The following is a 14,051-nucleotide window of genomic DNA, read 5'->3' as shown; positions in this document are numbered from 1 at the left end:
AAAATTCTCATTGAATATGATAGTTAAAAATCAGAATTTACGCACAATTCGCAAAGGAATTAGAGAATTAAAGAGCCTTTTACATCACCATGAGCGACGAGTTGCTAATCCTGCGATAGACTCAAGGACTCTGCGGCTTGGGTTGAGCCAGCACGAAGTTCACCAATGCAAATAAGATGGTTGTTATCGCCAGCAAGAAGCCGACAAAGAACATTCGGCCTGTCCAGTCGAATTCAGGGGAATTAATAGCGCTTTCAGCGTTGGCCAAAAGCGAAGAACTGTTGAATAAAAACACCGACAAGAGCAAGCCTCGCCTGAAGCTATTTAATGAATCGGCCATTGCTCTATTCCCGACGTTGAGTTCATAAGATAGAGACTAAATTGAGCAGGGTTTCGTAGATGAGCAATACACTGCATAATGTAAGCATATTCATCAGTTTCGGGCTTTACAGCGGCAACTGCCTGCAACAGCTTATTACTCGCCTGAGCACACACTTGCTGGGCAAGTTCCACTTGTTCCAACTGCTCCAGGCAATGATGCAATAACACCGTTAAACAACCCAGCCGGGTAATCAAATTGAGATGTTCCGTACCATAAATATCCAATAGAATTTGACTGGTTTCCCACGCACAGCCTAACTGAGGTAGAGCCTCCTGCCAGCATTGCTGCTCAGCAAGTATTTCTCCTTTAAGTTGCATCTGGTGTAAATAATCTAACCCCAGGTGTGAATTGAAATACAACCAATCGCGATGATGGGTACACAGAAAGTTGATAGTTTTATTCTGGGTTTGAGCGTCGGTATGTGTAGCATCGCATTGAATGTGTTTTAGTTGAGATTTGAGCATAATGGTTAACTTTTTTTGCAGATGCCGTTATCCTGCCTTAAGCTGAACCCAATATCAAATGATAATCATTATCATTTGTATAACGAGTTTTTATTTAGAAACCACATATGAGTATAAAAAGCTCTAAAGCGATGACAGCACACTGCAAATCCGCACCTGACTATTGTAAAAGTTTTGCTCGAAATGAAATCGCCATCAGCGTATCTTTTAGTGCACCCAATCTCACAACCTCCATTGTATAAACTATTTAGCTGAGGCACATTTTTGGCTCTACAAAAAATAACCAAGATAATCTATATAACGTCTGGATGGACTTGCATATTGTTAGGTGTACTAGGTGCTTTTTTGCCTTTATTGCCCACCACGCCTTTTTTACTTCTGGCATTGTGGCTATTTAATCGCAGCTCACCGCGATTTCACGCTATGCTGTTAAATAACCCATGGGTTGGCAATACTTTGCGACAATGGGAAGAGTCAAAATCCATCACTTCTTCCGCCCGTCGCCGGGCAGTGGTCATGATCGTTTTTGTATTTTCTTTGTCTATTTATCTGGTGAGGGACACCTGGCAGCTGCAACTGATGTTGGCACTCTTGTGTAGTTTGCTATTGCTGTTCATGGCGAGAATTTCAATCCAAGATAAGCTTGAGAGGGCCTCTAAGCAGCCGGATACGAACCAGCAATAATGCTGCGAACAGTTGCGGCTCTGGGGAGATCAGGAAAACACCGCTATCTAATGATTACGGCGTTTTGATACACCATTGGCGACGATCAGCTTTTACACTCTTTGGGTTGTAACAGTAGCTCTAATGCACTGAGGTAAGCATTACTGGACGTTCTCAATACGTCTTGCTGTAGTGATTCCGAGGCTTTGTGGGCTCGCTCCAGATCATCAGCAATCACCACCAGATCCTGCTGTAGTCGCTGTACGGCGTTTTCTAAGGTATAAGTGAGCTCGTGCACTTTAACCATGTCTTCAACTTCGATTTGGGGTTTATTCAATATCGCTTGTAACTTGGCGTTAAAATTATTCAGATTGCAGATAGCAACGCTGGTATCAGTAGCCTGCAAGGCAGGGAAGTGATTGTACTCTTCGTCCGCAAATAGAGTGGGAGCCATTAAAAAAGAAACGGCGATAGAGCTTAACAGAAGTTTTTTCATTGAGAATCCAGCAATTCAGTTTTCTGGATGTTAATGGTAACTATTAGCATTTGCAACAATAATGATGTGTGAGATGCCGCTATTAGCTCGACATTTTATTCCAGCCCCAGAAATCCACCCGTTTGGTGCTTCCATAACCTCGCATATTGGCCGTTTAGTGCCAATAACTCTTGATGTGAGCCCATTTCAACAACCTTTCCTTTGTCCAATACGATCAACCTATCCATCGCTGCGATTGTGGACAATCGATGTGCAATCGCCAAAACGGTTTTGTTGTCCATTATTTTGTTCAGACTTTCCTGAATGGCCACTTCAACCTCGGAGTCTAGTGCGGAGGTAGCTTCATCCAAAATCAAGATGGGTGCGTCTTTTAACAATACTCTGGCTATAGCAATACGCTGTCGTTGCCCCCCTGAAAGTTTAACTCCGCGCTCCCCTACCATAGCATCGTAGCCAGAGCGACCTTGCTGATCCGCCAAACTCTGTATGAACTCATGGGCCTCTGCCTGTTTTGCGGCAGTGACTAACTCAGCCTCTGTTGCCTCCGGTTTACCGTACAAAATATTTTCGCGAATGGAGCGATGTAGCAAACTTGTGTCCTGTGTCACCATACTAATATTGGCTCTCAGACTCTCCTGTTGCACCTGGCTGATATCCTGACCATCAATCAAAATTGTGCCCGAATCAACATCATAGAAACGCAACAACAGATTCACCAGGGTAGACTTACCGGCACCGGATTTACCCACAATGCCAACTTTTTCCCCGGCCCTGATGTTCAGTTGCAACGCGTCAAATACCGGAACCTGCTGAGATGATCCTTTGTAATTAAAATTGATTTGCTGAAAGGTAATAGCGCCGTTATCAACACGTAACAGCTTTGCCGCATCGATATCTTTAACTTCTGTAGGCAGGGAAAGCGTGTTCATACCATCTTGCACCATTCCTATGTTTTCGAATAGTCCGGATATTTCCCACATAATCCATTGCGACATGCCATTGAGGCGCATTGCCAGTGCTACGGAAACTGCGATATCTCCAGCAGTTACGGAGCCTTGTTGCCAATAGAAGAGTCCAGCAGCTACCACGGCAAAGACCAACAGAGCATTACTCAGCCAAATGCAACCATCCAGCAGTGTTACCAGACGCATTTGCGGATACACCGTTTTCAGAAATGTATCCATACTACTTCTGGCATACTCAGTTTCTTGTGCGCTGTGAGAGAACAGTTTCACCGTCTGGATATTGGTGTAACTGTCTACGATACGACCAGTCATACTGGAGCGGGCATCAGCCTGTTGCTGGGAAACTCGTTTAAGACGAGGTAAGAAAAGGCGCAGAATCAACACATAGACGGCGAACCAAACGACGAAAGGGATCGCCAGGTTGATATCCATGGTCATAACCAGGATGACAATACCCACGAAATAGACACTCACGTAAACCATCAAATCCAACATTTTCAGCACAGTTTCCCGCACTGAAAGGGCCGTTTGCATAACTTTCGTGGCTATCCGACCGGCAAAGTCGTTATAGAAAAATGACAGGCTTTGATGGATCAAATATTGGTGTGCAGACCAGCGAATCCGCATTGGGAAGTTACCCAATAGAGATTGATGGGAAAACAGAGCCTGCAGTACCACAACAGCAGGCAAACCAATAACTAATAATGCAGCCATCCAATACAGGGAATTTTGATGTTGCTGAAAAAACCTATCTGGATCGCCGGCTGCGACAGCGTCAACCAGTGTGCCGAGATAGCCGAATAAATATACCTCCAGTATGGCCACCGCTGCACTGAGTAGCGACATCATCAGCAATGCAAACCACATCCCCTGACAATAATGAAGACAAAAAGCCATGAGGGTTTTGGGTGGCTTAACGGGCTTTTTATTGGGGAAAGGTTCGGTTAACTTCTCAAAAAACCTGAAAATCATAGAAGCTCAAATACTCATAAAATGAAGAGGGTTAGCCAATACAGGCAAATCCCTAATTGCACCAAAAAGAAGGCGAGACGCAATTGCACCGCAATCACAGCAGTGGATAGGATATGAACACAGGACTGCGCAAGACGGGCGGCAAATACCGCCAATGCCAAAGAATCCGTTAGTGCCTGTTGCTCTATGGCCAGACTTAATAGAAGTGTTCCTCCCACTATGGGGAAGCTCTCAATGCAGTTAGCTTGTGCTCTGGTGAGGCGTAACCCTAACGCTGTCACATCATCACCGCTGGCACTGAACTCGTTTGCCGCTTTTTGCCCTTTGGCAACAATCACTGAACGATACCCGATAAGGACCAACGTTAACAAAATAGTCCAGCCGATATAGCCGGCAAGTGCGATAATGGTGGCAGACATAAAACACTCCAAATTATGATTTAGAAACCAGACCCGAATAAATGAGAAAATGTTCCAACGCAGCACCAGTTTATTGCTTTTAACATAAACAAAAAAGGCTCCCGATGGAGCCTTTCTCTTTAAAAACACAAATTATGCTTCTTTTGCCTTCTCACGAGAAGCTCGTTTGCGCTCATTCTCGGTAAGTAGCTTCTTGCGAATGCGAATGCTCTCTGGTGTTACTTCCACCAGCTCATCATCATCGATAAACTCCAGTGCTTGTTCCAGAGACATAACAATAGGTGGAACTAGGTTCTGCGCTTCATCGGTGCCGGAAGCACGCACGTTAGTTAACTGCTTGCCTTTTAGCGCATTAACTGTCAAATCGTTATCACGACTATGAATACCGATAACCATGCCTTCGTACACTTCAACACCATGACCGATGAACAAGCGGCCACGCTCTTGTAGATTAAATAATGCGTTCGTTAACGCTTTACCTGCAGCATTAGCGATAAGAACACCGTTTTTGCGCTGGCCAATGTTTCCACCTTTATGAGGACCGTAATGATCGAATGTGTGGTAAAGCAGACCAGAACCTGAGGTTAGTGTCATGAACTCAGTCTGGAAACCGATCAGACCACGGCTTGGAATGATAAAGTCCATACGCACACGGCCTTTGCCATCTGGAGACATGTCGGTCAGTTCACCTTTACGCAAACCAATCTGCTCCATAATAGAGCCCTGGTGCTCTTCCTGGCAGTCAATAGTCAGTGTTTCAAAGGGCTCTTGTAATTCACCGTCAACGGTTTTAAGAATTACTTCCGGACGAGATACGGCTAGTTCATAACCTTCACGACGCATGTTCTCAATTAAGATACCCAAGTGTAATTCACCGCGTCCAGACACGCGAAACTTATCAGGGTCATCCATTTCAGTAACGCGCAAAGCAACATTGTGTACCAGCTCGGCTTTTAAGCGATCGAGAATATTACGGGAAGTAACAAATTTACCTTCTTTACCTGAAAACGGAGAGGTATTTACCTGGAAGGTCATGGTTACAGTTGGCTCATCAACCGACAATGGCGGTAATGCTTCGACCGTATTGACGTCACAAACAGTATCAGAAATTTTCAGCTCACCCAGGCCAGTGATAGCAATGATGTCACCCGCGTAAGCGGCCTCCACTTCGTGGCGCTGCAAACCAAGGTAACCCAATACCTGACCCACTTTGCCATTGCGCTTTTTGCCATCAGCTGTGACAACGGTAACCTGTTGGTTGATTTTAACGCTACCACGTGTAACGCGACCAACGCCAATAACACCAACGTATGAGTTGTAATCCAATTGAGAGATCTGCATTTGCAGAGGACCATCCACATCAGCGTCAGGAGGTGATACCTGATCGACAATAGTCTGAAACAGGGCAGTCATATCTTCCGCAGGCTGGTCAGCATCCAGTGAAGCCCAACCATTAAGTGCCGAGGCATAAACCACCTGGAAGTCCAGTTGCTCATCGGTGGCACCTAAATTATCAAACAAATCAAATACCTGGTCCATTACCCAATCCGGGCGCGCACCTGGTTTGTCAATTTTGTTGATAACAACTATCGGCTTCAAACCTTGAGCAAACGCTTTTTGCGTTACAAATCGCGTTTGCGGCATCGGACCTTCTTGGGCATCAACCAGCAATAGTACAGAGTCAGCCATAGACATTACACGCTCAACCTCACCACCAAAGTCAGCGTGTCCGGGAGTGTCTACGATATTGATTCGATAATCGTTCCACTTAATGGCCGTATTCTTCGCCAGAATGGTAATTCCACGCTCTTTTTCGATGTCGTTGGAGTCCATCACGCGTTCTTCAGTCTCACCAGTGCGACTCTCAAGAGTCCCGGACTGCTGAAGAAGTTTATCTACCAGGGTGGTTTTACCGTGGTCAACGTGGGCAATGATTGCGATATTGCGCAATTTTTCAATGGCTACCGGATTGGCTGTCATGTATTGATTTCTCTGTAACTTATTAAAACGATGACTGGCAACAGTTATCCTGCATATTCTGTACGGTTTTTAACCGGACATTGCCAGCGAGGCGCGGATTTTACAGGTTTATCAACAAATAAGCGATGGAAATCTAGACTTTCTATTGAATATTCACTGGATTGTCACAAATTCTATGGAAATAAAGGGGTAAATTAAGTTGAGTCCAGAATATCTTGCACCAATCTGGAAATAGTCTAGCTTTAAGACAAATGACAGGATGCCAAAAGCACCAAACAAGTGCACCAAGCACCTTTATAGTGCAGCGATAAACCTAAAACAGTGCAATGCTTCTCAAAGGCTTGCTCTAATCCTTTGTTTTATAAGGATTAATATGTTTTATTTGAATGGCATGAATTTAGCTAAATACATCTGTTACTAAATTACGATATGATTTCAGGATTATTTTCTGGTGTTTCCTGACACCAACCATGACCTACTCAATTGGAGGACACTATGTCAGTAGAATCGGCTTTAGCCTTAATCGCGGAAAGTGAAGCGAAATTTGTTGATTTAAGATTTACCGATACTAAAGGTAAAGAGCAGCACGTATCGATTCCCGCAGCACTTATCGACGAAGATTTTTTTGAAGAAGGCAAAATGTTTGACGGCTCTTCTATCGCTGGCTGGAAAGGAATTAACGAGTCTGACATGATTTTGATGCCAGATCCTGCAACAGCAGTTTTAGACCCGTTCGCAGAAGAAGCACAGGTTAACATCCGTTGTGGTATCGTTGAACCTTCTACCATGCAAGGTTATGACCGTGACCCTCGCTCTATCGCTCAACGCGCCGAAGAATACCTGAAATCAACGGGTATCGGTGACAAGGCGTTCTTTGGTCCTGAGCCAGAATTCTTCTTATTTGATGACATTCGTTTCCACACTGAAATGGGTGAATCTTTCTATAAGATCGACGCCGTAGAAGCAAAGTGGAACTCAGGTGCTGAATTCGAAAACGGCAACTTGGGTCACCGTCCTGGCGTTAAAGGTGGTTACTTCCCAGTGCCTCCAGTAGATTCTGCGCACGATATCCGTACTGCTATGTGTTTGGTTATGGAAGAAATGGGTTTAACTGTTGAAGCTCATCACCACGAAGTAGCAACCGCGGGTCAGAACGAAATCGCCTGTGAATTCAACTCTATCGTTGAAAAAGCAGACGAAATTCAAATCTACAAGTACGTTATCCACAACGTTGCGGACGCCTATGGTAAATCAGCCACCTTCATGCCTAAGCCATTGGTAGGTGACAATGGTTCTGGCATGCACTGCCACCAGTCAATCAGTAAAGATGGCCAAAACATCTTCGCTGGCGACAAGTATGGCGGTTTATCAGACGAAGCCCTTTACTACATTGGCGGTATCATCAAGCACGCACGTGCTATCAATGCCTTCACCAACGCTTCGACTAACTCATACAAGCGTTTAGTACCAGGCTTCGAAGCCCCGGTAATGCTGGCATACTCAGCACGTAACCGCTCTGCATCAATTCGTATCCCTTACGTAACCAGTGCCAAAGCGCGTCGTATCGAAGTACGCTTCCCTGATCCAACAGGTAACCCTTACCTGGCCTTTACAGCAATGCTGATGGCTGGTCTTGACGGTATTAAGAACAAGATCCACCCTGGCGACGCTATGGATAAAGACTTGTATGATCTACCAGCAGAAGAAGCAGCTGAGATCCCAACTGTTGCCAGCTCTTTGGAAATGGCATTAGAAGCGCTTGATAACGACCGTGACTTCCTGAAAGCCGGTGGTGTTATGAGTGATGATATGATCGATGCATACATTGAGCTGAAAGCTGAAGAAGTAGAAAGACTTAACATGACGACTGCGCCTGTTGAGTTTGATATGTACTACAGCTGCTAATTACCTGCTTACTTATCCAATCAAAAACCCGCTTAGTCGCGGGTTTTTTTGTGAGCATTTTCACAATCACTATTGAGAAATAGTTAAGAGTCATCAACACTAGAGATAACAAAACTCATCTGGCCAAAAAAGTCATGCTGCGAAAGTGTTTGCTCATTATTTTAATTGCCACAGTATCTATAGCCGCCTTAGCGACTACCAAAATATATAAAGTGGTTAAGCCTGATGGTACCGTCATCTATACCGACAAACCACCTCCGGGAGCATCAGAATACAAACTCCTCAAAAAGCCTAATTTGATACCATCAATAGTCACAAATCCGAACTCTAAAACCAAACAGACTCAACTAACGCCAGTCGTTAAACCAATGCTAGAGTTGCTTACACCAGCCAATGAAGCCACGGTAAGAAACAATGCAGGTGAGGTAACTATTGAGGCCAGCCTTGTACCTGAAATGACCGGTCAATTCATACTCTATTTGAATGGCCAACTTCATGCTCGTCACAGTGCTCCGAAGTTTGAATTGGAAGGCCTGAATCGAGGCAGTTATAACATAAAAATTGAGTTTTTTGACCAGTCAGGCAAGCTACTTGCATCTACCCAGCCAAGCACATTTTATTTGCATAAAGCTTCTGCATTAATTCAAGCAAACTAGATAAATCAAAGGCTTGAAGGTAGAAGCAGTTCTTCTATAATTTTTTATATGCACCAATAAGGTGCGTTGTGGTTAAATGCTCTTATGAATGAAGACATCAAACTCAATAATTTGCTCGACAATCTGTCCACGGCTATTTTGTTGCTGGACCAGGATATGCGGATCTTGTTTGCCAATGTCTCATCAGAATCTCTGTTTGAACACTCTCGTAATCAATTATTCCGCCACCCTCTCAGTGAATTCCTGATTGGCGACTGCATCAAAATTGAACGCTTTTACAGCGCTTTACACAACAGGGACAGTTTTTCAGAAAACGAAATACAATTGATTTTCAAAGATGGACGCCACTGTCTGGCCTCGATGATCGTGACTTATTACGAATCAGACGAGAATGGCATGCTGGCTTTGGAAATCAATCCCATCGATCAGATTAAAAAGCTCAGCCAGGAAAGCCATCAATGGGCGTTGCAGCAAGCCTCACGGGACCTTATCAGAGGCCTGGCTCACGAAATTAAAAATCCATTGGGTGGCATACGAGGCGCGGCGCAGTTATTGGAAAGGGAGCTGCAAGACTCCAACCTCAGAGAATTCACACAGCTGATCATTGAGCAATCCGATCGCTTACGAAACCTTGTAGACAGATTATTGGGCCCCAACAAGCCACCTGATTTTCAGTGGGTGAATGTGCATCGCGTTATTGAGAAGATTCGCACCCTGTTAACTATTGAGCATCACGGCATTATCATCGAGCGTGATTACGACCCCAGTATACCCGACATGTATATTGATTCAGATATGTTGCAGCAGGCGATATTAAACATAGCCCGTAACTCTGTTCAGGCACTCAACGGTGATGGCACATTAAAATTCAGCACCCGAATTCAGCGCCAATCGACTATTCATGGCAATCGCTTTCCATTGTGTGCCCAAATAAAAATAATCGATAACGGACCAGGTATTCCTGACAGCATTAAAGATACATTGTTTTACCCCATGGTTTCCTCAAAACTTGAGGGCACCGGGCTTGGCTTGTCTATATCGCAATCTTTAATTAATCATCACAAAGGCAAGATTGAAGTAGATAGCTGGCCCGGCCATACCGAATTCACCATTTTGATCCCTATTGCAAAAAAGGAAGATATTAAATGAGCAACGCACCTGTTTGGATAGTCGATGATGACAGCTCAATCCGTTGGGTATTACAAAAAGCTTTACAGGGTGCAAATATAGAATGTTTCAGCTTCGAAAATCCGGAAGACCTGTTGTTACAACTAGGCTCCGGCCAGCTGCCCGAAGTCATTGTTTCGGATATTAGAATGCCACAAATGGATGGCATGCAGTTGCTGGAAACTGTACATCAGGAACATCCAGATATTCCCTTTATCATCATGACCGCTCACTCGGATCTGGATAGCGCTGTTAACGCCTATAAACAAGGTGCTTTTGAATATCTACCAAAGCCTTTTGACATAGACGAAGCTGTCACTCTGGTACAGAAGGCTTTGACCAAAGCCCGTGAAAACAATTCTCGAACAGGTGATAACGAGACCAAAGTCAAAACCGAAATAATCGGTGAAGCACCTGCAATGCAGGAAGTTTTCCGTGCGATAGGCCGTCTATCTCGTTCGAGTATTAGTGTTTTAATCAATGGAGAATCTGGAACAGGTAAAGAGCTGGTAGCTCAAGCGCTTCACAAACACAGTCCAAGGGCAGACAAAACTTTTATTCCATTAAATATGGCTGCCATCCCCGGTGATCTCATTGAATCAGAGTTATTTGGTCATGAAAAAGGCGCTTTTACGGGGGCGCAGTCTACCCGTGTAGGACGTTTTGAGCAGGCTAATGGTGGCACCTTATTTCTGGATGAAATTGGTGATATGCCACTGGACGTGCAAACAAGATTGTTAAGAGTACTGGCAGATGGTCAGTTTTATCGCGTTGGCGGACATGAACCCGTTTCTGTTGATGTAAGGATCATTGCAGCTACTCACCAAGACCTGGAGAAGCGGGTAACCGACGGTAAATTTCGCGAGGACTTATATCACCGTCTTAACGTGATTAAGATACACCTTCCTAAACTCAGTGACCGCAGTGAAGATATCGTGCCACTTGCCCACCACTTTCTTGGTTTGGCGGCTAAAGAGCTGCAAGTTGAAAGCAAAATTCTGAGTAAAGATTCACAAAAAATTCTCAGTAAACTGCCCTGGCCAGGTAATGTAAGACAATTAGAAAATATCTGTCGCTGGCTAACAGTTATGGCCAGTAGTAAAGAAATCCAACCCTCTGATTTACCAGCAGAGATACACAAACAGCAGCCATTATCTCCCCAAGAGCAATCAGAACTTTCCTGGCAAGAAATGCTCTCACGATGGGCTGATGCACAATTGCTCTCTGGAAAAAATGATATTTTGAATGATGCAACCATTGAGTTTGAACGTATTTTGTTAGATAGAGCCCTAAATCATACTCATGGGCATAAACAGGAAGCTGCGAAGAGACTAGGTTGGGGCCGCAATACCCTCACCAGAAAACTGAAAGAGCTTAATTATAAGTAGCTGTCTCCTGTCGCTTCGCCTTTGGCGAACGGCAGCGTCGAATTATCACAAGGTGCCGTCAGCCACTGACAAATATCTTCAATTAGACATAAGGTGTTGATTTTTTTATCGTTGTCGAGCTCGACAATTTACAAGAGCTTTTGCTGGACGGCGGTGGATACATTTCAATAACCCTGTCGAGATAAATCTCGACCTGCAGATACAAAAAAGGCCGCTTGCGCGACCTTTTTTAACGTGTGGTGTTAACCATCGATATTAGTACTTCGGGCTATCCCTGCCCGAATTACAGGGAGGTAATGAATGTCGATTTTGTCGGGAACAAAAATCGACGACGCCCCGAAATGCAAGTTCCTCATGTAGAGAGTGGTGTATAGATTCCAACAATCTTGTCCGCCTAAAGGCGAACCTACAGATACAAAAGAGGCTGCTTGCGCGACCTTTTTTAATGTGTGGTGTTAACCATCGATATTAGTCGATGATTTTAGAAACAACACCAGCACCTACGACCGCCATGGATGGCGGAAGTGTCGAAAATGCAGGAGCAGTTTTCGACCTGTACGACCACGTTACTCCGGGCTGTCCCTGCCCGAATTACAGGGAGGTAATGAATGTCGATTTTGTCGGGAACAAAAATCGACGCCGCCCCGAATTACCAAAGGCTCATCTGCAAAACGATAGATACCTTCAACAAATTTCGTCCGCCTAAAGGCGAACCTACAGATACAAAAAAGGCCGCTTGCGCGACCTTTTTTAACGTGTGGTGTTAACCATCGATATTAGTCGATGATTTTAGATACAACACCAGCACCTACTGTACGACCACCTTCACGGATTGCGAAGCGAAGACCTTCGTCCATCGCGATTGGAGCAATCAGTTCTACTACGAACTTAAGGTTGTCACCAGGCATTACCATTTCTACGCCTTCTGGAAGCTCAACAGCACCTGTTACGTCAGTTGTACGGAAGTAGAACTGTGGACGGTAACCTTTGAAGAAAGGAGTATGACGGCCACCTTCGTCTTTGCTCAGTACGTATACTTCTGCTTCGAACTTAGTGTGTGGGTTGATTGAACCAGGCTTAGCCAGTACTTGACCACGCTCTACTTCGTCACGCTTAGTACCACGAAGAAGAACACCAACGTTCTCACCTGCACGACCTTCGTCAAGCAGCTTACGGAACATCTCAACACCAGTACAAGTCGTAGTTGTAGTTTCTTTGATACCTACGATTTCTACTTCTTCACCAACCTTGATGATACCTTGCTCAACACGACCAGTTACTACTGTACCACGGCCTGAGATTGAGAATACGTCTTCGATAGGCAGGATGAACGGCTTGTCGATGGCACGCTCTGGCTCTGGGATGTAAGAATCCAGTGCTTCACCTAATTCGATAACTTTCTTTTCCCACTCTGCGTCGCCTTCAAGCGCCTTAAGAGCAGAACCTTGAATTACTGGCAAGTCGTCACCAGGGAATTCATATTCAGTCAGAAGTTCACGTACTTCCATTTCTACAAGCTCTAACAGCTCTTCATCGTCAACCATGTCACACTTGTTCATGAATACGATGATGTAAGGTACGCCAACCTGACGACCTAACAGGATGTGCTCACGAGTCTGAGGCATAGGGCCGTCAGTCGCTGCTACAACCAAAATCGCGCCGTCCATCTGTGCAGCACCAGTGATCATGTTTTTAACATAGTCAGCGTGTCCAGGACAGTCTACGTGTGCGTAGTGACGAGTAGGAGTATCGTACTCTACGTGAGAAGTTGCGATTGTGATACCACGCTCGCGCTCTTCTGGAGCGTTATCGATTTGATCGAAAGCCTGTGCAGAACCACCGTAAGTTTTTGCTAATACAGTAGTAATCGCTGCAGTCAGAGTTGTTTTACCGTGGTCAACGTGGCCGATTGTACCTACGTTTACGTGCGGTTTCGTACGTTCAAACTTTTCTTTTGCCATGACAAAAATTCCCAAGCATTGCTAGTGATTAAAATAAAACTTTTGGATGAAACGATCAGGAGTGGTGCTGATAGGCAGATTTGAACTGCCGACCTCACCCTTACCAAGGGTGCGCTCTACCAACTGAGCTATATCAGCTTTTTGGAGCGGGCAGCGGGAATCGAACCCGCATCATCAGCTTGGAAGGCTGAGGTAATAGCCATTATACGATGCCCGCTAAAACATACATTCCAGAATCCTGGAACCACCTCATCCGAAACTTTTGTGTCGAGCTATTCTAATCACTCAACACGAGCTCAGGTTTCCCCGAACTTTTTGCTGCAAGCCGAAGCTCACAACAGAATATGGTGGAGGGGGCTGGATTCGAACCAGCGAAGGCGGAGCCGTCAGATTTACAGTCTGATCCCTTTGGCCACTCGGGAACCCCTCCGAGATTGATGGTGCCGGCTGCCGGAGTCGAACTGGCGACCTACTGATTACAAGTCAGTTGCTCTACCAACTGAGCTAAGCCGGCACTGCATCAAGTGGGTGCGCATTCTAGTGGAATGCGATTGTGTGTGCAACCAATTATTTGGAAAAAAAACGGATAATTTAACCGATTGGTCATTTTAAAAGCAGACGGGCGCATATTTA

At 45.0% G+C, this 14,051-nt stretch carries 12 protein-coding genes and 4 tRNA genes; 5 read left to right on the top strand and 11 right to left on the bottom strand.

Translation table 11 applies throughout. The features are described 5' to 3' along the window. Window positions 1-121: 121 nt before the first annotated feature. Window positions 122-340, bottom strand: a complete 219-nt coding sequence (locus tag AABA75_RS03230; protein WP_338291072.1) for a hypothetical protein — start codon at window positions 338-340, stop codon at window positions 122-124. Continuing rightward, window positions 325-846 carry a hypothetical protein gene (locus AABA75_RS03225; protein ID WP_338291070.1) on the bottom strand — a complete coding sequence of 174 codons (522 nt, stop codon included), beginning with the start codon at window positions 844-846 and terminating at the stop codon, window positions 325-327. Before AABA75_RS03225 ends, AABA75_RS03230 begins: the two co-directional genes overlap by 16 nt. A 321-nt stretch (window positions 847-1,167) precedes the next feature. On the opposite strand from AABA75_RS03225, the gene AABA75_RS03220 reads away from it, so the two are divergent. Then, window positions 1,168-1,530 (top strand): DUF454 family protein, encoded by a 363-nt coding sequence (locus AABA75_RS03220; RefSeq protein WP_425325561.1) that lies wholly within the window; start codon window positions 1,168-1,170, stop codon window positions 1,528-1,530. An 85-nt stretch (window positions 1,531-1,615) separates the two neighbouring features. On the opposite strand, the gene AABA75_RS03215 is transcribed toward AABA75_RS03220, so the two are convergent. The 4 genes from AABA75_RS03215 to typA form a co-directional block, all read right to left on the bottom strand. After that, a complete protein-coding gene (locus tag AABA75_RS03215) occupies window positions 1,616-2,005 on the bottom strand; it encodes a DUF6746 family protein (RefSeq protein ID WP_338291068.1) in 390 nt (129 codons plus the stop codon). Between the two features lie 95 nt (window positions 2,006-2,100). Continuing rightward, a complete protein-coding gene (locus AABA75_RS03210; RefSeq protein ID WP_338294791.1) occupies window positions 2,101-3,939 on the bottom strand; it encodes an ABC transporter ATP-binding protein in 1,839 nt (612 codons plus the stop codon). A gap of 17 nt (window positions 3,940-3,956) precedes the next feature. After that, window positions 3,957-4,361 (bottom strand): MAPEG family protein, encoded by a 405-nt coding sequence (locus tag AABA75_RS03205; protein ID WP_338291067.1) that lies wholly within the window; start codon window positions 4,359-4,361, stop codon window positions 3,957-3,959. 132 nt (window positions 4,362-4,493) lie between these two features. After that, window positions 4,494-6,341: a translational GTPase TypA gene (typA, locus tag AABA75_RS03200; protein ID WP_338291066.1), complete on the bottom strand. Its 1,848-nt coding sequence runs from the start codon at window positions 6,339-6,341 to the stop codon at window positions 4,494-4,496. A gap of 495 nt (window positions 6,342-6,836) precedes the next feature. Between typA and glnA the strand changes: the two genes are divergently transcribed. The 4 genes from glnA to glnG all read left to right on the top strand — a co-directional run bounded on the left by glnA (window position 6,837) and on the right by glnG (window position 11,457). Continuing rightward, window positions 6,837-8,246 (top strand): glutamate--ammonia ligase, encoded by a 1,410-nt coding sequence (glnA, locus tag AABA75_RS03195; protein ID WP_338291065.1) that lies wholly within the window; start codon window positions 6,837-6,839, stop codon window positions 8,244-8,246. Window positions 8,247-8,395: 149 nt separating this feature from the next. Further along, entirely contained in the window at window positions 8,396-8,902 is a 507-nt protein-coding gene (locus tag AABA75_RS03190; protein WP_338291064.1) for a DUF4124 domain-containing protein, read from the top strand. Between the two features lie 84 nt (window positions 8,903-8,986). Beyond that, window positions 8,987-10,051, top strand: coding sequence for a nitrogen regulation protein NR(II) (gene glnL / locus AABA75_RS03185; protein WP_338291063.1), 1,065 nt, complete (start codon window positions 8,987-8,989; stop codon window positions 10,049-10,051). Then, window positions 10,048-11,457: a nitrogen regulation protein NR(I) gene (gene glnG, locus AABA75_RS03180; RefSeq protein WP_338291062.1), complete on the top strand. Its 1,410-nt coding sequence runs from the start codon at window positions 10,048-10,050 to the stop codon at window positions 11,455-11,457. The genes glnL and glnG overlap by 4 nt, the downstream gene beginning before the upstream one ends. Window positions 11,458-12,233: 776 nt before the next feature. Here glnG and tuf read toward each other — a convergent pair. From tuf to AABA75_RS03155, 5 genes are all read right to left on the bottom strand, one after another. Next, window positions 12,234-13,418 (bottom strand): elongation factor Tu, encoded by a 1,185-nt coding sequence (gene tuf / locus AABA75_RS03175; protein WP_338291061.1) that lies wholly within the window; start codon window positions 13,416-13,418, stop codon window positions 12,234-12,236. Window positions 13,419-13,480: 62 nt separating this feature from the next. Next, a tRNA-Thr gene (locus AABA75_RS03170) sits at window positions 13,481-13,556 on the bottom strand. Window positions 13,557-13,560: 4 nt separating this feature from the next. After that, a tRNA-Gly gene (locus tag AABA75_RS03165) sits at window positions 13,561-13,635 on the bottom strand. Between the two features lie 128 nt (window positions 13,636-13,763). After that, window positions 13,764-13,848: transfer RNA gene (locus tag AABA75_RS03160), tRNA-Tyr, on the bottom strand. Window positions 13,849-13,856: 8 nt separating this feature from the next. After that, window positions 13,857-13,932 (bottom strand) — tRNA-Thr (locus AABA75_RS03155). Window positions 13,933-14,051 lie beyond the last annotated feature (119 nt).

It is taken from the genome of Planctobacterium marinum (assembly GCF_036322805.1).
GTDB classification, from domain to species: Bacteria; Pseudomonadota; Gammaproteobacteria; order Enterobacterales; family Alteromonadaceae; genus Planctobacterium; species Planctobacterium marinum_A.
The sequence above is the reverse complement of the archived record's forward strand: the minus strand, read 5'-3'. Positions and strand labels throughout refer to the sequence as shown.